Annotated in this window: 20 protein-coding genes and 3 pseudogenes; 16 read left to right on the forward strand and 7 right to left on the reverse strand. The window is 34.0% G+C overall.

Features of this window, described 5'->3' with window-relative positions; translation table 11 throughout:
• Positions 1 to 155: 155 nt before the first annotated feature.
• Positions 156 to 467 (reverse strand): hypothetical protein, encoded by a 312-nt coding sequence (locus tag JFL43_RS09355; protein ID WP_200748842.1) that lies wholly within the window; start codon positions 465 to 467, stop codon positions 156 to 158.
• Between the two features lie 79 nt (positions 468 to 546).
• Between JFL43_RS09355 and JFL43_RS09360 the strand changes: the two genes are divergently transcribed.
• The 6 genes from JFL43_RS09360 (at position 547) to JFL43_RS09385 (ending at position 4,623) form a co-directional block, all read left to right on the forward strand.
• On the forward strand, positions 547 to 1,071 hold the full coding sequence (locus JFL43_RS09360; RefSeq protein ID WP_200748843.1) for a DUF6886 family protein: 525 nt from the start codon (positions 547 to 549) through the stop codon (positions 1,069 to 1,071).
• 26 nt (positions 1,072 to 1,097) lie between these two features.
• Entirely contained in the window at positions 1,098 to 1,796 is a 699-nt protein-coding gene (locus tag JFL43_RS09365) for a Type 1 glutamine amidotransferase-like domain-containing protein (RefSeq protein WP_200748844.1), read from the forward strand.
• Positions 1,797 to 2,105: 309 nt separating this feature from the next.
• Complete coding sequence (locus JFL43_RS09370) at positions 2,106 to 2,594, forward strand: NUDIX hydrolase (RefSeq protein ID WP_200748845.1); 489 nt, start codon at positions 2,106 to 2,108, stop codon at positions 2,592 to 2,594.
• Between the two features lie 178 nt (positions 2,595 to 2,772).
• A complete protein-coding gene (locus tag JFL43_RS09375) occupies positions 2,773 to 3,156 on the forward strand; it encodes a DinB family protein (RefSeq protein WP_325166657.1) in 384 nt (127 codons plus the stop codon).
• A gap of 182 nt (positions 3,157 to 3,338) precedes the next feature.
• Positions 3,339 to 3,974 carry a CatB-related O-acetyltransferase gene (locus JFL43_RS09380; RefSeq protein WP_200748846.1) on the forward strand — a complete coding sequence of 212 codons (636 nt, stop codon included), beginning with the start codon at positions 3,339 to 3,341 and terminating at the stop codon, positions 3,972 to 3,974.
• Between the two features lie 196 nt (positions 3,975 to 4,170).
• Positions 4,171 to 4,623 carry a GNAT family N-acetyltransferase gene (locus JFL43_RS09385; protein ID WP_200748847.1) on the forward strand — a complete coding sequence of 151 codons (453 nt, stop codon included), beginning with the start codon at positions 4,171 to 4,173 and terminating at the stop codon, positions 4,621 to 4,623.
• 387 nt (positions 4,624 to 5,010) lie between these two features.
• On the opposite strand, the gene JFL43_RS09390 is transcribed toward JFL43_RS09385, so the two are convergent.
• Positions 5,011 to 5,739, reverse strand: coding sequence for a CPBP family intramembrane glutamic endopeptidase (locus JFL43_RS09390; protein ID WP_200748848.1), 729 nt, complete (start codon positions 5,737 to 5,739; stop codon positions 5,011 to 5,013).
• A 163-nt stretch (positions 5,740 to 5,902) separates the two neighbouring features.
• On the opposite strand from JFL43_RS09390, the gene JFL43_RS09395 reads away from it, so the two are divergent.
• Positions 5,903 to 6,481 (forward strand): TetR/AcrR family transcriptional regulator, encoded by a 579-nt coding sequence (locus JFL43_RS09395; RefSeq protein ID WP_100796928.1) that lies wholly within the window; start codon positions 5,903 to 5,905, stop codon positions 6,479 to 6,481.
• A 338-nt stretch (positions 6,482 to 6,819) separates the two neighbouring features.
• On the opposite strand, the gene JFL43_RS09400 is transcribed toward JFL43_RS09395, so the two are convergent.
• From JFL43_RS09400 to JFL43_RS09415, 3 genes are all read right to left on the reverse strand, one after another.
• Positions 6,820 to 7,260, reverse strand: coding sequence for a hypothetical protein (locus JFL43_RS09400; RefSeq protein ID WP_200748849.1), 441 nt, complete (start codon positions 7,258 to 7,260; stop codon positions 6,820 to 6,822).
• Between the two features lie 313 nt (positions 7,261 to 7,573).
• A complete protein-coding gene (gene brnQ / locus JFL43_RS09405; RefSeq protein ID WP_200748850.1) occupies positions 7,574 to 8,926 on the reverse strand; it encodes a branched-chain amino acid transport system II carrier protein in 1,353 nt (450 codons plus the stop codon).
• A gap of 603 nt (positions 8,927 to 9,529) precedes the next feature.
• The gene (locus JFL43_RS09415) at positions 9,530 to 10,162 is read right to left on the reverse strand and encodes a hypothetical protein (protein WP_200748851.1); all 633 of its coding nucleotides are present in this window, start codon (positions 10,160 to 10,162) and stop codon (positions 9,530 to 9,532) included.
• A 447-nt stretch (positions 10,163 to 10,609) separates the two neighbouring features.
• Here JFL43_RS09415 and JFL43_RS09420 point away from each other — a divergent pair.
• A pseudogene (locus JFL43_RS09420) lies at positions 10,610 to 10,699 on the forward strand (GMP synthase (glutamine-hydrolyzing)); the annotation flags it as partial.
• A gap of 128 nt (positions 10,700 to 10,827) precedes the next feature.
• Here the strand turns inward: JFL43_RS09420 and JFL43_RS09425 are convergent.
• Positions 10,828 to 11,304: a hypothetical protein gene (locus tag JFL43_RS09425; RefSeq protein WP_200748852.1), complete on the reverse strand. Its 477-nt coding sequence runs from the start codon at positions 11,302 to 11,304 to the stop codon at positions 10,828 to 10,830.
• Between the two features lie 203 nt (positions 11,305 to 11,507).
• Between JFL43_RS09425 and JFL43_RS09430 the strand changes: the two genes are divergently transcribed.
• The 4 genes and pseudogenes from JFL43_RS09430 (at position 11,508) to JFL43_RS09445 (ending at position 14,815) form a co-directional block, all read left to right on the forward strand.
• Positions 11,508 to 11,651, forward strand: a complete 144-nt coding sequence (locus JFL43_RS09430) for a hypothetical protein (protein ID WP_200748853.1) — start codon at positions 11,508 to 11,510, stop codon at positions 11,649 to 11,651.
• A gap of 27 nt (positions 11,652 to 11,678) precedes the next feature.
• Complete coding sequence (locus tag JFL43_RS09435) at positions 11,679 to 11,948, forward strand: hypothetical protein (RefSeq protein ID WP_234447698.1); 270 nt, start codon at positions 11,679 to 11,681, stop codon at positions 11,946 to 11,948.
• Positions 11,938 to 13,368 carry an FtsK/SpoIIIE domain-containing protein gene (locus JFL43_RS09440; protein ID WP_234447699.1) on the forward strand — a complete coding sequence of 477 codons (1,431 nt, stop codon included), beginning with the start codon at positions 11,938 to 11,940 and terminating at the stop codon, positions 13,366 to 13,368. The genes JFL43_RS09435 and JFL43_RS09440 overlap by 11 nt, the downstream gene beginning before the upstream one ends.
• Before the next feature lie 188 nt (positions 13,369 to 13,556).
• A pseudogene (locus tag JFL43_RS09445) lies at positions 13,557 to 14,815 on the forward strand (tyrosine-type recombinase/integrase).
• Positions 14,816 to 15,062: 247 nt separating this feature from the next.
• Here the strand turns inward: JFL43_RS09445 and JFL43_RS09450 are convergent.
• Positions 15,063 to 16,373: a hypothetical protein gene (locus tag JFL43_RS09450; protein ID WP_200748854.1), complete on the reverse strand. Its 1,311-nt coding sequence runs from the start codon at positions 16,371 to 16,373 to the stop codon at positions 15,063 to 15,065.
• Between the two features lie 682 nt (positions 16,374 to 17,055).
• On the opposite strand from JFL43_RS09450, the gene JFL43_RS09455 reads away from it, so the two are divergent.
• The 4 genes and pseudogenes from JFL43_RS09455 to JFL43_RS09470 all read left to right on the forward strand — a co-directional run bounded on the left by JFL43_RS09455 (position 17,056) and on the right by JFL43_RS09470 (position 18,522).
• Entirely contained in the window at positions 17,056 to 17,223 is a 168-nt protein-coding gene (locus JFL43_RS09455) for a hypothetical protein (RefSeq protein WP_200748855.1), read from the forward strand.
• Between the two features lie 46 nt (positions 17,224 to 17,269).
• Positions 17,270 to 17,545, forward strand: coding sequence for a YesK family protein (locus tag JFL43_RS09460; protein WP_200748856.1), 276 nt, complete (start codon positions 17,270 to 17,272; stop codon positions 17,543 to 17,545).
• Positions 17,546 to 17,964: 419 nt separating this feature from the next.
• Positions 17,965 to 18,296 (forward strand): annotated as a pseudogene (locus JFL43_RS23470) (ATP-binding cassette domain-containing protein); the annotation flags it as partial.
• Between the two features lie 55 nt (positions 18,297 to 18,351).
• Positions 18,352 to 18,522 carry a hypothetical protein gene (locus tag JFL43_RS09470; protein ID WP_157812987.1) on the forward strand — a complete coding sequence of 57 codons (171 nt, stop codon included), beginning with the start codon at positions 18,352 to 18,354 and terminating at the stop codon, positions 18,520 to 18,522.
• Positions 18,523 to 18,554 lie beyond the last annotated feature (32 nt).

Consider the following 18,554-nt stretch of genomic DNA (forward strand, 5'->3'; position numbering starts at 1 on the left):
ATGAGATAGCTCCTTTTGTTGCTGTTTGAAAATGAAAGATCGCTTATACCCCTACATGTATTTTGCGATGGATAATTGGGAAGTTGCCAGTAAACAATGAAAAGTTGCCAGTAAAGTATCCAAAGTTGCCAGTAAGTTTCATTTTGAAGCGGCTCCTATTTGTTTAAATCTGATTTAATATTTAAAAATAGAGTAAAACTATCCTTATCTTTTACTTGCGCTCTTAAATCGTTGAATTTATCCGTTAACTTTTGGCCTGTAAAACCTGCCTTAGTCAGTTGCTCCAAAACTAGTGCTTTATATTCTGCGGAAAATAGATCCATTATGGGTGTAATAATTAGTGCGCCATTCACCTTAGAAATCTGAACCTCATCAATTAATGACAATTCTTCACAAAACTCTTCCGGAATTTTAATCTCACGTTCTTTAGAAATTTTCACCTTTCTTGACTGGGCTTCATATCCCATCTCATTCACCCCTCATAGTATGATATTCTAATAATAAGGTAAAATAGAATATTCTGTATAATTTTTTTAGGGAGGTATCATGCGACTTTTTCATGTAAGCGAGGAACAAAATATTGTATTCTTTGAGCCTAGAATTCCTTCCCGCCAGGATTTAAATCAATCAACAGGACTTGTTTGGGCGATCAATGAAAAATGCTTACCTAATTTTTTAACGCCAAGGAATTGCCCGAGAGTATGTTTTCATAGCAATGCAGAAACAACAAGAGAAGATGAAATTCGATATTTTTCATCCAGCTCCAATAATCATGTCGTAGTAGTTGAAAATCGATGGCTACAAAAAATGAGAGATACGAAGTTATATTTATATGAATTTGATACAACAGATTTCTTTCTACTAGATGAAAATGCAGGATACTATGTAAGTGAAAAAAAGCAAGTTCCGATTGACTGTATTGAAATAACAGATGTGTTTCAAGCACTGTCTAATCGAAATGTTGAAATAAGAGCTGAAGACAGCCTCTGGAAAATTCATGATGAGGTACAGCATTCATCGTTGGGTTGGTCAATGTGTCGGATGAAGTTCGCTATCCCTAGGGATGACTAAAACTAGCTGAATGGAGGAGAAGAATAATGAAACAAATTATTGCACTTGGTGGTGGGGGATTTTCAATGGAGCCTGAGAATCCTTTATTGGATAAATATATCCTTAGTCAGTCAAAAGAGAAAAACCCTAAAATTTGTTTTATTCCAACTGCGAGTGGCGATGCAGATAATTACATTGCAAGATTTTATAATTTCTTTGAATCTCAAAATTGCAGACCTTCCCATTTATCTTTATTTAATCCACCAACAAGGAACTTAGAAGATTTCATATTAGAAAAAGATATTATTTACGTAGGTGGGGGGAACACAAAAAATTTATTAGCTTTATGGAGAGAATGGGATTTAGATAAAGTGTTAAGAACAGCACTGAATAGAGGGATTATTTTAGCAGGTATTAGTGCCGGGGCTATCTGTTGGTTTGAAGAGGGAGTTACTGATTCGTACGGTGATAGCTTAGAGCCTATTCAATGTTTAGGATTTCTAAAAGGAAGTCATTGCCCACATTTTAACGGGGAAAAAGATAGAAGACCATCTTATCATCGGCTAATTGAGTCACAAAATATTAAAGAAGGTATTGCAGCTGATGACGGCGTTGCGATTCACTACATAGATGACGAGATTTTTAAGATTGTTAGTTCAAGACCAAAAGCGAAAGCATATCGAGTCTTTCTAGAAGCTACAGTTGTAGAGAAGCAACTTTCAACCGAATTTTTAGGCAAACTTTGATAACATATCAGATGTGTTTATGAACAAATTTAAACCATTACCATTAAAGTGGGAGGTTGATTGCCGCTTCGGGATGCTCGCTTTCCGCGGGCAAGCACCGAGCCGCTTCCTTTGCTACGCTCCGTCAGGGTCTCGGTTCGCTTGCATTTCCTGCAGGAGTCGAGCGCCCTCCGCTACAATCAACTAAAAAATGTAGTAACATACGTTAGTATTGAACATAAAAAACCATTTTAATGGTAAATAACGACCTAACATTTCCCTAATCAACACACCTAAAAACATATATTCACTATTAATTTGGAGGTTCCTATGAAGACAATCATAGATAATTGGAACGGTCATAGAGTGAAACTAACATGGATGCCAAAATTCCAACTAGGCGATTTGTGTATCGTAACTAGTGTTCATGCAATCTGTATACAAGATGACAAAGTATTACTTTGTAAAATTAGAGATCAAGGATTTAATTATCCAGGTGGTCATGTTGAAAAGGGTGAATCTGCTGAAGGGGCAATTCATCGTGAAGTGTATGAAGAAGCTTATGTTAAAGGCGATATTGCTTATTTAGGAGCAATTGAAGTCAGTCATGAAGAGAACCCATCATTTGATCCAGATGGAAAATATCCGATGATTGGATATCAATCTTTTTATAGAATGGATGTTAAAGCTTGTTATCCATATTTAAGAGAAAATGAAGCAATTACACGGATTTGGGTAGAACCATCTGAAGTTCCTTTAGTAATAGATGATCATGAATTAGCAACGCTGATTTTACGGGAGGAGGTTCAGTTACCTTGATATAAATTGTGACAATTCAACTTTCAGTTCAAGAATAAATTATTACATATCAAAAGTTGCTTTTTAAAAGGAGCTGAATGAAATAGAATCGAAAAAACTGATATTAAAACACTATGAAGAATCTATAAAATATATTGATAGTTTAAAAGGAATAGCTAATAATTGCTGGATTGCACCTATTGAAAAAAGTAAATGGTCTGTCTGTGAAATTGTAGGACATTTAATCCCATGGGACAAATTCATTTTGGAAAAAAGATTACCGTATTTACTAATTCCGAATTCGGTATTGGTAAAACCAAATGTTCAGCAGATGAATAGTCGTGCTGCGTTTGAGAGTCTAAATATGATGAAAGAGGAAGTCATTAAACAATTTTCACAGACAAGACTAAAGTTAGTAAATGAGATGAAAAAGATCCCAGCCGAAGAATTTAACAAAGTATTTTCTATTGGTGCAAGTGTACTTACGGTTGCAGAATACTTTAACGGCCTCATTGAACATGACTTACATCACTTTCAGCAAATAAATGTGTTCTTATATAAATTTGATGGGATGGAACATTAAAATCGGAGTTGGTTCTAGTAAAGGGGTAGTTTGGGCTAGATAATTTTTGTTATCATTGCGTACTTACCAATTATTTATAGAATTCATAAACGTCTTGACTATTTAGAAAAAGAAGTTGAAAGGTTTAAAGGTGGAAATGATAGATATTGAAGCCAATCAATATATTTTAGGGGTGTCGTTTAATGAGTGGACCGGATATAAAAAGTGTTTTCCCGATGAAGAATATTAGAAGCCTATGTTTTTTGAAAAATGTAGTGGTTAATCCAAATATTGAAATTGGTAATTACACATACTATGACGATAACAATGATCCATTAGGCTTTGAGAAAAACGTCCTTTATCATTTTGATTTTATAGGGGATAAACTAAAAATCGGGAAATTTTGTGCTATTGCTTCTAATGCCAAATTTATTATGAATGGTGCGAATCATAATACAACTGCTTTCACGACTTTTCCTTTTGGGGCATTTGGTGGAGATTGGGAAGCTGGTTTAGAAAATTTAAGTGGTGGATTCAAAGGTGATACGGTAATAGGAAATGATGTTTGGATAGGTTATAATGCTACGATTATGCCGGGGATTAATATAGGTGATGGTGCTATAATCGCAACAAATGCTATTGTGACCAAAGATGTTCCGCCTTATTCAATTGTAGGCGGGAATCCAGCAAAATTATTACGTTATAGATTTGATGAGGAAACGATAGATATTCATAAAACTATTAAGTGGTGGGACTGGGATATTGAAAAAATAACTGAATTAATTCCCGTTTTAACAAGTAATAATACGGATAATTTAAAGGAATTAATAAATTTATAGAAGCACTTGAAAGAATTTAGTGCATAATGGGTTGCTGGAGTAGTTAAATCTCAAATTGTCCAAAATAGACTGTATTGAATGTTTGAGCGTTATTAGAACAAAAGCATGAGTCCAGTGAAATTAGCGGAAATCACCAAGGATACAATTCGCACTTTATAAGAATATAAAAAATAATCTAATTGTAGGAGGTATAGTTTTGATAAGAAAAATTGATATTACTCGTCCAAAATGTGCTGAAGAAGTTTTAAACGTTCAAATCCCTTCGTATAAGGTAGAGGCAGAAATAACTGACTTTTATGATATCCCACCATTAAAAGATACTGTTGAAAAGTTGCAGCTATGTGGAGAAACCTTCTATGGATATTACATAAGTGATGAGTTATGCGGAGCCGTTTCTATAAAAGTAGAAAATGATGTAATGGATATACATCGGTTAATAGTGCATCCCAAATATTTTAGAAAAGGCATTGCCCAGATGTTACTGGATTTCATTGAGAGCAATTTAGAAGATATTGAAACAATAATAGTATCAACGGGTTCTAAAAATATACCCGCAGTAAATTTCTATGAAAAAAACGGATTTTCAAAAATAGGAGAAACAAGAGTGAATGATCGTTTATCTCTAACTGCTTTTAAAAAGGAAATTTAAGTTAAACCAGCTAATAGAAGTGATTATGATTTCCCGTAATCGGGCGCGATTGCGGAAGAACACTTAGATTTAAACGATTTTTTTGTTGTATTTTTAAGCGAAGTGAAGTGTTACATTTCAAAAATGAACAAGCATTTCTTTTATAATGGCATTAAAGATATCCAGGCTTTAATGAGTGAAGTACAAGTATAAATGATAAACCCAGAGAGACCGTCAAATATGAACGGTCTCCTTCTTTTTTATAAGTTTTTTAATTTCTTTCTATTAATAGTCTTTTGCTTTACCCCTATTTCTGATAAGGCTTAGCATAAGAATGCTTCATCAGAAATATACCCGTACCATTCTTCGCATTATGATGATAGCTTTCAATGATCTCATAGTCAAAGGTTAACTAGCCATAACGATTAGCGAAATAGACGACAGTGTATTAATTGTCATATGTACAAACATTCCGAGTCGGATAGATTGCTTTTGCCAAACGACCCATACCCAAGGAATAATTCCGAATAATCGACTAAAAAACTGCCATGGTGAAAATAAATGGTATAAAGAGAAACCAGCAACATTTAGGATAACAGCAATCTTTCCAAATCGGCTAATACGTGGAAGCAAATACCCTCTGAAATATAATTCCTCAACAAAAGGTGCAAGTAATCCATTGGTTAAGATGCCTATTATAGCAGTTATGACTAGAATGGAGTGAGACTCGCCCAATAAATGAATATCTGTAAAATTAAACTTTGTTTTCATAAATGAAAATACGGTATCGAATAGGAACTGATCAATAGGGGCACTTAGAGAAACGAGCACACCTGAGACAAGAAGTAAAATCGGAACATAAATAATATATTCTTTGATTGTTAATTTGTTCTTGAATGAAAGAATCGCACTTATTTTATAGGTGTTCGTTTGCTTTTTCGCGACAAACAGAAGTATGCAAAGCTGAATGGGAACGCCTCCGACCAAAGCTGCTAGATAAAGAGCCATAAAATTGGGGTAGCCGGCTTCTTGGACAATCGGTAAGAAGAGTAGATAGATAGGCAATAGGAATATTCCAGGCAGTACATGTAATAACATAGATTTTGCAAGTGAATGCTGCTTAATGATTTTTTTCATAGTAGAATCCCTCTCTTTGACTCTGTGACTTTAAAATATTTTTGAGTCATACATAATTTACGATATTATGGATCTGCTGTCAACACTTTTATATTAATGTGATTTTATGTTATATTGTTTTTGTGACTATTAAGGATTTTATAGTCATAGAGGGAGAAGAGTTATGGCTAAGAAATTTACAGAACAAGAAAGAGAAAAAATAAAACTACAGTTAATCATGGAATGTGATCAAATGTGGACAATATTTGGATATAAGAAAACGAATATCGATGAAATTTGCCGTAAAGTAGGGCTTTCTAAAGGGGCTTTCTATTTGTTTTTTGCATCCAAAGAGTTGTTATTCTGGGACGTTATTAAATATAAAATTGAAGGGTTTCATAAGAAGACAATGGATATTTTAGAAGCCGAGCCGAATAAGAATGGTTGGTTGCGAAGTATTAAATTGTTATTTCGTGAGTATGATCAAGGGAACTGGCTTAAAAATATCACAAGTTCAGAATTTCAACTACTTATTACGCGGTCACCTGAGAGGGCAATGGAGGAATTAAAAGAGCACGAAACATTTTTAAAAGAGGATATGCTTCAGACCTATGGAATTACACTTCGGGTTCCTGTGGAAGACATGATGTTAAGTATACAAGCTCTATTCCTTATGTTACTGCATAAAGAACAATTTCAAGGGAAGCATATTGAAATTTTTGATGGTTTAATCGAAGCGCTATTTGAAAAAAATGTTGTTTAGGCGATTTAATATGCTAAAGTCGTCACATGCCTGGCAACACAAATGAAGCCCTTCCTCATTGAAAGTGAAAGGGCTCAAAATACTTCCTTTTCTGTTATCTATCTTCGTCACACCCACAAACAATCGCTAACACACGGCTTGTAGTAGAGTTTAATACGCTTTTCGCATAGGAATGCCCTTTATGAAAAGCTAATTCTTATTCAGGAATATGAACAGCTTTTTTTCTTTCAATTATTCCTCTGCATTCTGATAAAACCGGCGATCTACCATGATATAGGGTAATTAGTATTCATGCGCCACCACGTAAATCGTGAAGCCCTGTGTTATACGTATGCCCTTTAATGCCCTTTACGAATGGCGAAATCATCGATGCCTAAAACCATTTTTCTGCTCGATTGCGCCTGTTGTTGGCACATCTTTTGAATGCGTACACATTCGTCGTTGAGCCATATTTTAAAGACCCGTTCAACCGTTGACGCAGGTGTCTTCGTGACACGAGCGGCCTGTATGATTGTGGCACCAACAACATGTGCAGGAAGAGTGGTTTCAAACGCTTTGGTATAGCGTTTCTTCGGTTTAGCACAAGCATACTGCCAAACAAAAGAAGCGTGACAGGCGGTACAAGACAGGCGAATCGTTTGATGAGAAGAACAAACAGGACAAACCTGTAGCCGATCTACTGGTTCGACTTGAATGAAATATCCCTCGTCCTTTTGATGAAATTGCGTCACGTTTAGTTCTGGTAAATTGAGTAGTTTATTGATAGAACGAGAGTTCATCTGCATACCTCGCTAGGTTGTTTGGTCGTACTCTCAACATTAGCGGATACAGATGTTTTTTATACTATTTTTTAATCAAGAACAGATTTTAGTGTTGAGCCAAAAATAAAGAGCAACAATCTATACGAAAACAGCCTTGTTCTATCATTTATCAATAGAGATAGACGTACGAGGGAAAATAATCAATACAAGTTAACATTAATTTCGGTGAACCGTATCATAAGTAAGTGAGGTTTTTTTACAATAGGAATTATAATACGGAAAATAGAAGGAACCAGCATAGAAGCTATTCTAAGCTGGTTCCTAACTAGGGTTATTGAACAGCGGTTTTTTTAGCGCTCGATGGCCATAGAAAACCGATAAACGCACCAACTAGAGCTGGTAAAATCCATCCAAGCCCAATATCGTAAAATGGTAAATAATCCATGTAGAATAATTTAATAGATTCGAATAAGGAGAGAGACGCGCCTGGTAAACTGTCGACTAACGCACTGTAACCGTCGAAGAAGCTTACACAAAAAGTAAAGAACATTGAGGTCGCGTAAACACTCTGCTTATGGCCGGATAACGATGAACAAAGGGCTAATAAGATCAGAACGATGGCTAAAGGATACAGTAACATTAATACGGGGACCGCATATTGAATGATGTTGTTTAGACCGAAGTTAGCAATGAAAAATGACATAAGACATAGTATTAGAACGTACAATTTATAGCTTATTTTTGGAAATGTTTGATTAAAAAACTCGCTGCAAGCCGTAATAAGTCCGATGCTCGTTTTTAAACAAGCCAGTACGATAATAATTGCTAATAAAATGGAACCGAATGATCCGAAATAATACTGAGCCACTGCAGCAAAGATTAAACCGCCATTATCATATGTCCCGATGGCCAACACGCTCGATGCCCCCATATAGGTAATGAGTCCGTAAATCAGCATCATCAGTACCATGGCGAAAATGCCTGATTTCCAAGTGGTTTTCGCGATCTCTTTCGGATTGGTAATGCCTTGTCCCTTAATCGCCTGGATGACAACAATCCCGAATGCGAGTGACGCAAGAGCATCCATCGTGTTATACCCTTCTTTAAAGCCTGTTATAAAGGCTAAGTCGCTATAGTCACCAATTGGCTTACCGAAGTGACCCATCGGTTTGACGATGGCAATGACAATTAAGATGAATAAAAACACTAAAAACGCAGGAGTTAAATATTTGCCGATATAGTCGATAATTTTTGCTGGATTCAAAGAGAAAAAATAGACAATGGCAAAAAACACAAAGCTAAAGAGCCAGAGATATAAACTGCTATGTGTTGGATTGATATACGGTTCAAAACCGACTACGAAAGGTACCGTTGCTGTCCGTGGAATCGCAAAAAACGGTCCAATGGTTAAGTAAAGTACCACTGCGAAGACGACTCCAAATAGTGGATGGACTCGACCTGCTAAATTACGCAATCCATTACTCCCAGATAAACCAAATGCTAAAATCCCCATAAAAGGCAGTCCGATTGCAGTTATGAGGAAGCCAATTAATGCCGGCCAAAAATTCGTGCCAGCGAGTTGCCCCATTTGAATCGGAAAAATTAAATTTCCCGCACCAAAGAACATGCCGAATAGCATTGTACCAATGATGGCATAGGTAGAAAATGATGTTTTTTGTTGCATATTTGTGCTCCTTTTAGAGAATTCTATCAATTTTAACACCTTTTTTAGGAGTTAGCTATAGCAATAAGAGAATATACTATCCATTAGAGCAGTATGGAAAGCAAAAGCTGTAAGAACTGTAGGGAGTAAATGGTCAAAATAAGTTAAGTATCATCATCCAATGTCACAGAGTAATTAGTTCAAATGGGAAAATAAGAGTTATGTAGGAGGTTCGTGGATAATAGTTGCTTCAACATGAGAAATCTTCTAAAAAAGAACAAAAGAAATAATATGATTTTTAAAAAGACTCATTTAGATACGTCGCGGAGAACCGTATCATAAGTAAATGAGGTTTTTTTTCCCATTAAGTTGTTCATGTTGTTCCAGTGTGCTGAAAGGTAAAGCTTCACCGCTTCGTCCATGTCGTCTTTGTTTGTGAAATAGGCGTAGTCAGTTAAGTAAGTAGTCATCTACCCTCAATATAGAGCAGAAATCTGGAAAGTGGACAAGTTTTAAAAATAAAAAATAGCCTCATGAAACATGAGGCTATACCGATTCAAAAGATGAATAAAGTTAACGTTTCTTCAGAAGGCGAAAACTCACAGTGCTGGCCAAGCTAAAGGATCAATCACATCTATATTTAAATTTAGGTTCTGTCTGAATGTAAAAGGCATTTCTTACTTGCGCACACCAATTGGCAAAGGCGGATCTCCATTCGGGCGTTTTAAAGAATTGTTCAACAGTTTCTGTTTCAGAATGCCACACGATAAATAGATTGAGTGGGGCAATTCCTCCTGCCCAAATTCCGTTATTTGCGTCGGTATCCTCTTCCCTGACTAATAATAAGGGTAGTCCAAATTGAAATGCCATTGAGGGTTCTACTTGCGAATAAACGGAACCTTCCCAGACCGGAGTGGGTGGTGGGAGGGGCCCGGTATTGACATCGACTGTTTCAACTTTAAACCGACGAAGGTTGACTGCCAACATTCCATAACTTGATGAAACTAACCGACGAATATCCGTTAAAATCGATTCGGGATAACTTTCGCTTAGAGGCAATGTACGCGGAAAAAGCAAAGCGTTCTCAATCTCCAAAATTAGACGGTTTAGAAACCGTTGTTGGTTGTCATTTAAATGCGTTGTCGTACTTAAAAATATGGGAATACGATAAGCGCGGTCAATGCATGCTTGATGTGCTGAATCTATATTTTCTTTATCTCTATCTCTGCGTGAAGAGTTATGTCCATCATGACTCATTTTCTCACCTGCTTTTTTTCTTAGCATATGAAAAAGGAATAAGGAGGATTGGACATAATAACCAAAATCTATTTAGAAGAGTCAATTTCATAATTACCTAATCCAATTGAAGCGTCTAACATTTGTCTAATTTTTTATTGATTCATAAGTATCGAGCCATTTAATCACGGTGAAGTGACTGTAGAAGAATATACTGGAATGTTTATCCAAATGTTTTGCTGAAGAAATGTTTATCTAAGTTAAATATGATATTCTCTGGTGTTACATCTTGATTGACAGGTTTCTATTTATCAACTAGCAATGATACGTTGAACAAAAGAAGTGGCATTGGATTTTTTGAACTGGTTAAAATTGTTATCATTAAAAAAACGTGCTACTATTTAGATACCAAAACACTGCGAATAATTGAATCTAATTTAACCTTAAACATAGTAGAAACTCACATAAACTTTACGTTTAGTAAACGAAGTTGATCATATCAACCGCGTACTGTATGACATTACGTCTAAGCCACCAGCAACTATTGAGTGGGAATAAAGAGATAATACAATTTGCTTTGTGAATGCTTATTTATCAATGTTTATAGTGTGTGTTAGTCACTAAATGCAGTATAAAAATAAATAGTTCCCCACCAAAAAACCCCCAAGAAAATTCTTGGGGGTTTTTTACTGTGAAAAAGTGAATTTTACATTAAGAGGTTCAAAAAAAAGTTTTATTTCTTTTCCTTTATTTTCGTAGGCTTGGAAAAGTTCGTTAATTTGAAGAGAGCTATAGGAATAATTTTTTTTGTTGCTTAAATTGGCGATAAGACTCATATCTTGGAAAACTTTGCTCATACGGGATTCTGCTAAATTTCGAAACTTCTCTTTTTTTGTTAGCGACTGATCTTCAATTTCGATGACACTTGAAAAATTAAATTCTGTTGTTAATGAAATATTAATGTCAGATAAAGACTCAAAAAAAAGTTTTATTTCTTTTCCTTTATTTTGATAGGCTTGAAAAAGTTCATCTATTTCATTGTCTGTATATGAATAATGCTTTTTACTACTTAAATTGGCGATAAGATTCATTTGTGAAAAAATTCTACTCATGCGTTTTTCAGCAATACGTATAAATTTTTCTTCTCTGGTTTCTTTTGTCATTATTATCTACTCCCTTTGGTTGGAATGCCTAAATCTTATTATTTGACTATATGTACCCATATGATAATGTAAAAAAGATTTTTTTGCAATTAATTGTTGACTGGTTTAAGTGTGTAAGTTATCATAACCTTAAATGCAACAAATAAGGTTCCTTATATTTTGTATTTTGATTTGAATGAAGGATTGGGAAGAGGTGAATTTAATTGTTCGAAGATGATTTGAAAAACATGTCGGTAGAGGAACGAGAGGAAGCTCTTGGTTACATGGAAGAACTCTTAGAGTCTGTATCAATCGGCAATGGTGATTATTGGATTGGTAACAATGGTGAAATTGTAATTGATAATTAATATGACAAGAGAAAGAAGGTAAATCGTATGAGAACAAAAAAAGAAAGATTCGTGGAATTAAAAGAGAAGCGATTAGCAAGGGCGATGACACATCTTGATTTACTCAGTAACCTTTCGACACATCGTTATGATTTTACGGAAGAGGAAGCTGATCAATTATTAGAAACACTAAATAATAAAGTGAAGTATGTTGAGGGATTGTTTAAAAGAAGATTAGAAGTAAAAGCAAAGAGAGTGAAAAAAGTAGTTGGAATTTCTCGACAAGCAGCTGAAGAGGAATCAAAAATTGCTACGTAACTTATTCAATAGTGTTAGAGACGTACGATTATTGATTACAAAACAATTAAAATCAATTGGGAATATTTCCACTCTGAAAAATGACGGGTGGAGAGAAGTTCAATATCCCAAACAAGCAAGTAGGCTTCTTTTCTACTTGCTTGTTTGTTCAATTGTTTTGGGTACTTGGATTTTAATTAAAATAAGAGAAGCTATTCCTTCTTTAGTTATTAACCTACCAATTATTTATCGTTCTATCAGTTTTAACTGGCTCATGGATATTCTATTTTTAGTGCTGTTGGGATATTTCATATATAGTTTTATAAAGTTTTATACAAGACAAAAAGCTAAGAGCAAATCTGTTATTGCTAATAATTTAGCTTATATGATTCATTCCTTGAAATTGTTTGATGAAACAGTGGTTGAAGTTGAGAATGATGGGGAGAACGTAAAAGAAAGAATTATTGAGAGAGTTATCCAAATATTTTTTAAAGAGGATAACGAAAAAGTGTATGTGCGAATAGCAAGAAATGGAGATAGATTTACGAAAGAAGCTATCTTATTAGGTGAAAATTTAGAATCGGCTCTAGGGTTAGAATTAGATACGTTTAATAAAACCATTAATTATGCTGAATATCCTTTTCTAAAAAGAAAAGATGAACGTATTCATTTGGCTTCAATAATTGGTAATTCAAGCTTATCAGATGAAATTAGAATTTCTGGAAATATATCTTACGAACTTCACAAAGTGCCCCATTCCTTGATTGTTGGTGGTACAGGTTCGGGAAAAAGTTTTTTCATATTAGGAAAGATAGTATCCTATTTGAGTTTAACTCCAAGAGCAGATTTATACATCATAGATCCGAAAAAAGCTGATCTGTCATTATTGCAATTTGTAGCAGGATTTGAGAACAAAGTTGCTACAGAGCCAAACCAAATATGCCGAATATTAAGAGAAGTTATTGAACTAATGGAGAATCGTTATAAGGAATACTTTTCTGATGTATCTGCTTTTGGGAAAACATATCGAGATTTTAATTTGCCTGTTGTCATTGTGATTTTTGATGAGTTTTCGGCTTTCATGCATTCTGTAGACAAAAAAATTGCTAAAGAAGCCTTAGATTACGTCTTTCAAATTGTTATGAAAGGCAGACAAGCAGGCGTCATGATAGAAATACTTATGCAGCGTCCTTCTGCTGACGATTTACCAACGAATATTCGTGCTCAAATGGGTTTTAAAGCGGGTTTGGGAGCTATGGACTCCATTGGCTATAATATGATATTTGATACTAATAATATTGAATATAAGACGGTTACAGAAAAAGGTGGAGGATACATTCAAATAGACGGTACACATATAGCCCCTGTTTATTTTGAAACTCCATTTATAGAAAAAGATTTTGACTTTATTGCTGAAATACAAAAATTAATGAAGCCTTAAAATGATAAGTGCTATTAATGACCGTTATTTTCATGAGGGTTTGAGGTGGTAGCTCTGCTATCCGAACGGAGTGTCCGAAAACTCTCATGAAAATAACAGATGAGCGTTTAAAAGACTAGGGCGAGTTCCGAGGGACGTAGTTGAGTCCATTTTAGGAGTTTCTCTAGTGTCAGAAATGATTATTTCAGATGGAAAATAAAACACAGAAAACAACGAAATATCCTGGTGTATATATTGATGATAAAGGCAACTACTTTTATCAATCAGAATTTGGTATTGATCGGATTACAGGAAAACGAATAAGAAAAAAAGGAAGAAAAGACGGAAATGGTAAGCCTTTTTCTTCCGCTTTCGAAGCAAACAAAGAGTTAACTCGATTAAAAAGAGAATATCATAAGGTTAACAGTTATGCTAACTACAAAATGACTTATGAGCAATTTATGAATGAAGTTTATATACCATATTACCAAACAGAAGTTGAAGAAAGTACATTCTCTGTTCGACAAAGAATTCTAGAAAGGATAAGGGATAGATTTGCAACTATCTCCCTTCGTTCTATTTCAGTTGAGGATGTACAAAATTTTCGTACGTGGCTATTAACAAGTCAAGAAAATGGTGGAGCTGGGTATGCACAATCCTATGCAAGTCTAGTTTTTGGAACATTCCGCCAAAGTTTAGATAAAGCTGTAGAAATGCAATATTTGGAACACAATATTTCTAAAAAGGTTCGGGCAATTCCAAAAGGGAAGGCAATAGTACCATATTGGACAAAACAAGAATTTGAAAAAGTGGTAAGCCAAATTTATATAGGTGATTTTTATGAGCATTTAAACTTTGTTATGTTATGGATTTATTATATGACAGGTGTTCGTGTAAATGAAGGTACAGCATTGCATTGGAATGACATTGATTTAACGAAGAAACATATACGTGTTCATCATATGCTTATTATGAAAAACAAAACGGATTGGAAACGAAATTCATATACGAAAACAGAGGATGGAAAGAGAATGATTGCACTGGATGATGACACTATAAAATTTTATATAATTGGAGAACTAGACATACAGAGATTGGATTAGGTAAGGAAAATGATTTTGTGTTTAGTTATGATGGACTACCGATGATTAAATCGACGATAGCCCGAATAATTGAGAGATATTCCAAACTTGCAGGAGTGAGAAAGATACAAGCAAAAGGATTGCGTCATTCTCATGCGTCATATCTTATCAATGAATTTAATGTGTCTGTACTTGTTCTATCTCAACGTATGGGGCATTCAAGTCCTGATATTACTTTAAAGCATTATGCTCATATGTGGAGTGGTGCTGATACTGCAATTGCTGATGCAATGACTGGAAATATTGAAATCAAAACTGCAGAACGGACAAAACTTAAATTTAACGGGAATCAAGCATTAAATAAGAGTAACGTAAGGGGTTTTTAAATGAGGAATGTGTTGCATTGAAAAAAGTTTGATAAAAAATATATTATAAATACGTATTTTACAGCCAAAAAGGATTCATTTTGAATAAAGTTTAATCAAAATGAATCCTTTCCTTTTAAATAATTTATATATATTATAAAAAAGTTTAATCCAAACTTGCTCGAAATATTGTTTTATGGTGATACACATTATCTGTTAATTCCGTAATTGTATATTTTATTATTCAATAACCCGGTTACTAGTTTGATCATATAGGACGGATAGTTCCAGCTTTAATACCAGAAATCATACTCCCATATTTCTTTCTCGTTCCTCTTTCGTTTTCTAATGCTTTTCTCCATTTGGACATAATATTATCTGCAAAATAATTAAAATGTCGGTCTACGTGTGCTTCCAAATATTCTTTATAACCATTAAAAGATTCATAAGAACTTATATATCTAAAATAAGTTTCAAATAGAAATGCATCATCAAAATACGTATCAACTATAAAACAATAGGTTGAATCATTAGGAAAAAAATATTTCTTCATCTTTTTCAATAAATCAAATTGCTTTTCATCTAGTTGAAACCAATCATTAGGCAGAAGTTTCCTTTTTTCTGGATTATCTTTATCATACCTGAGATCATTTGCTAATCTTGAAATATATTTTCCTGAAATTACGACCAAAACATCAGAAATTCGAAGTCCGACATGAGTAGTAGAATCTTCATCTTCTTTTATTGATGTAAAATTTAATTTCTTGAACGGTTCTAAGGGTATCCCTTCATCAAGAATCAGTTCTGCCGACTGCATATTAAATTTATTAGCAATGCACATTTCTGTAATCCACAAGTCAATGTCAAATGACACCTTGTTCCAATCAAATGAGACTTCAGTAAAAGGAGTGTCTTGAATTAAATGCTTTGTTTTTCTAATCGTTTGAATTAACTTCCTATACTCCTCTATTTGGACCTTCATTCTCTGAATATGCTTGTTCTTTTCAACAAAAGTTGCTATGTCTTTCTGAATTTCTGTAAGAACTTCTCTAGTTCCCTTATTTGAATCAAAAATAGATTGAATCACACTATCACTAGCTTCAATCTCCAAATATTTTACAAGGGAATATTTTAAAAGCAATGCCGATTCTATATATCTTTTTTCTTCTAATTCAAGAATCCAACCTGTCAATCTATTGTCTGCAACTAGAGACATTTTATTTATTGAAAATAATAAATTATCAACGTGATTTTCAAGGAGTAGGTCAAACAAGGAATTATAAAAATCTAGTTCACGACCTTTAAGACTAGCGATACCATATTTGAAATTCTTGCCCAAAATATCTTTTCCCTTTAATTCTTTATTGTCAGGAAACTTTCTAGAAGACATGTATTTTCTTTCTAACAATTCATATTTTTCTTCAATTTCATGGAGGCTTTCTTCCTTTATCTTGATTAAGTCAGCAACATAAACATACATGTTGTCATTTCCCAACTTAATTTTCTTCTCTTCATCATAGGGAGTCGTTATCCTAATTGTTTCTTGGGGCCCTTTTTCATCAATATATAAGTAATCCACTATATTCCTCCTATTTGATTGTTTAATGTAAAGATATATAAATATTATTATGTTTATTATATATGATTAAAAAGAAAAGATGGCATAGAATCGTAATTTAAACAATATTTGTAAATAATTATTTTGTGAATCCGTAATAAAATTATTTTCAAAATATGACTTTATTTCAAATTTACAAACTGACATTTTTGAAGAATTTATTGCTATTTTTCTCTTGCAATATTTTTAGAAGAAGTAGAAGGAAGTCCAATGAGATATATTGAATAAAACGGAGACCAAATGTAGAATGGCGTAGCGAACCATTGATAGTGAGCAGGGGCATGATAGCCTATTAGGTGCGAGCCAGTTGTTTTTTAAAAAGCTGGCTGTTGGCTCGTGGGAATCATGCCCCGAAAGGCTCGCTGTCAATGGCATTCGGAATGGAGCATACAGTTGTATCGAGGGTACGTTATTACTAATACTATTTGGAAAAGAATAATATCCCACCGGAAACCCCACCAAGTAAGCGTAGAAAGCTGAGAAACCTATTAATATTCAGGGTTTTCAACTACCGTATACTATTGAGTGGGGATAGATCATTGTGGAAGAACAAACAAGCTCTAGCTCATATAATATGTAAACGTGTATACGCAGTTTAAACAAAGTTGTCTTGGCACAGCGGTTCAATCCAACGAGTACCGATATGCCAAGTATAGCTATGACGAAAACGGAGGATGGGAATGATCGTGACGATGCGTGGACAAATCGGGCATACAGTATATTGTGGCAGCGCTTGTACTCGAAAACAGCAGGAAAAGATGGTGAAAGTAGAAAGGGTTTGATAAAATTAGAGTATAGTCAAAATATTTAAATATATTCTAATTTACGGTAACTTAAAATGGAAAGGAGGAAAACTAATGATGTTGTTACCTTTATTATATGGCATTATCGCTGGAGTAGTTCTAACACTTGTAGTATGGATATTAAAGAAACAAGGGTACTCCAAAGCTACAAATGTTTATACTTTGGCAACATTGGTTTTAGGAGTATTAATAGTTGCTTATGGATATACAGTAGTAAGAGGGTTTGAGGGATTCGCTTATTTTCTGTTAGGTACTCCAATTGTTTTGTTTTCTATCATAACAATTATAATAACAACTATCAGTAACGCAAAAAAACACCAATCAATTTAATAATGAATTTTTTAAAGCGTCAGTTAAACCAATAACTGACGCTTTTTGTTATTCACTTAGCATTTACAGCTATTTTTCATAGGGAAGATGACGTGGATAGCGGCCAAAAGTAAATGATATTCCACTTACAAAGATTGATGTAAATGAGACTAACCGTAAAAACATTCTTACAACATACTATGAAAGTCTATATATGAAACAAATTGAAGTACTCGATAGAAATTTAAATAACTTGAACTGTTTTTTTGTTATGTTAAAAAAGTTTCATACTAAATATGTGAAGAGCTTGTAGATGAGGTTCTGCTACAAGCTTTTCGACGTTTTTTTAGAACTTAAAATTTTTGTAAGAAATGAGTAAGAAAAAAGAGATTTTCATTTTTTACAATTAGGGTAATCCCTTGTTGAGAGGAGGATATAGCATGGGTTATATACTAACAACAAATAATTTTACAAAAGTATTTAATGGTAAAGAAGTGATTTATCAGGTGAATATGAGTGTGGAAATAGGGGAAATCTATGGGTTCCTTGGTCTGAATGGTGCAGGGAAAACGACCATAATGAGATGATGACTAATTTAATTAAACCGACGAGCGGAGCATTCATGTCTTTAACAAACATTTTGATTAGAATAACATTTCTCATTTTTTCCGCTGTCATTTTATCAGGTTTAGTAATTGATGAATATAAGAGTAAAACGATGCAATTATTATTTACATATCCGCTGCAACGGAAAAAATTAATGCAAGCTAAATAAAGATAAGCGCAAAGATGGAATAGTTAAACTTAAATGAAATGAGGAATAAAAATTGAAAAAAATTAAAGTAGCATTTGTTGTATTAATCGCAATTGGCGGATTAGCTTTTATCATCAAAGGAGCAGGGGGAAAGAGTTTTGAAAAAGATAATTCTTTTGAAGTAGATCGTATTGAAGAATTAGAAATCAACAATCAATCTTGGGATATCGAGTTCAGCTATTAATGAATTAACCCGACTATAAATGGACATAAACA

Source organism: Viridibacillus soli, from assembly GCF_016612995.1.
GTDB lineage: Bacteria > Bacillota > Bacilli > Bacillales_A > Planococcaceae > Viridibacillus > Viridibacillus soli.

Coding starts and splice junctions, on each gene's coding strand:
- JFL43_RS09425 (WP_200748852.1), bottom strand. CDS start 11,304: ATGACAAAAGAAACCAGAGAAGAAAAATTTATACGTATTGCTGAAAAA.
- JFL43_RS09370 (WP_200748845.1), top strand. CDS start 2,106: ATGAAGACAATCATAGATAATTGGAACGGTCATAGAGTGAAACTAACA.
- JFL43_RS09360 (WP_200748843.1), top strand. CDS start 547: ATGCGACTTTTTCATGTAAGCGAGGAACAAAATATTGTATTCTTTGAG.
- JFL43_RS09355 (WP_200748842.1), bottom strand. CDS start 467: ATGGGATATGAAGCCCAGTCAAGAAAGGTGAAAATTTCTAAAGAACGT.
- JFL43_RS09415 (WP_200748851.1), bottom strand. CDS start 10,162: ATGAGTCATGATGGACATAACTCTTCACGCAGAGATAGAGATAAAGAA.
- JFL43_RS09435 (WP_234447698.1), top strand. CDS start 11,679: ATGAGAACAAAAAAAGAAAGATTCGTGGAATTAAAAGAGAAGCGATTA.
- JFL43_RS09380 (WP_200748846.1), top strand. CDS start 3,339: ATGAGTGGACCGGATATAAAAAGTGTTTTCCCGATGAAGAATATTAGA.
- brnQ (WP_200748850.1), bottom strand. CDS start 8,926: ATGCAACAAAAAACATCATTTTCTACCTATGCCATCATTGGTACAATG.
- JFL43_RS09365 (WP_200748844.1), top strand. CDS start 1,098: ATGAAACAAATTATTGCACTTGGTGGTGGGGGATTTTCAATGGAGCCT.
- JFL43_RS09395 (WP_100796928.1), top strand. CDS start 5,903: ATGGCTAAGAAATTTACAGAACAAGAAAGAGAAAAAATAAAACTACAG.
- JFL43_RS09390 (WP_200748848.1), bottom strand. CDS start 5,739: ATGAAAAAAATCATTAAGCAGCATTCACTTGCAAAATCTATGTTATTA.
- JFL43_RS09460 (WP_200748856.1), top strand. CDS start 17,270: ATGATGTTGTTACCTTTATTATATGGCATTATCGCTGGAGTAGTTCTA.
- JFL43_RS09400 (WP_200748849.1), bottom strand. CDS start 7,260: ATGAACTCTCGTTCTATCAATAAACTACTCAATTTACCAGAACTAAAC.
- JFL43_RS09455 (WP_200748855.1), top strand. CDS start 17,056: ATGCCAAGTATAGCTATGACGAAAACGGAGGATGGGAATGATCGTGAC.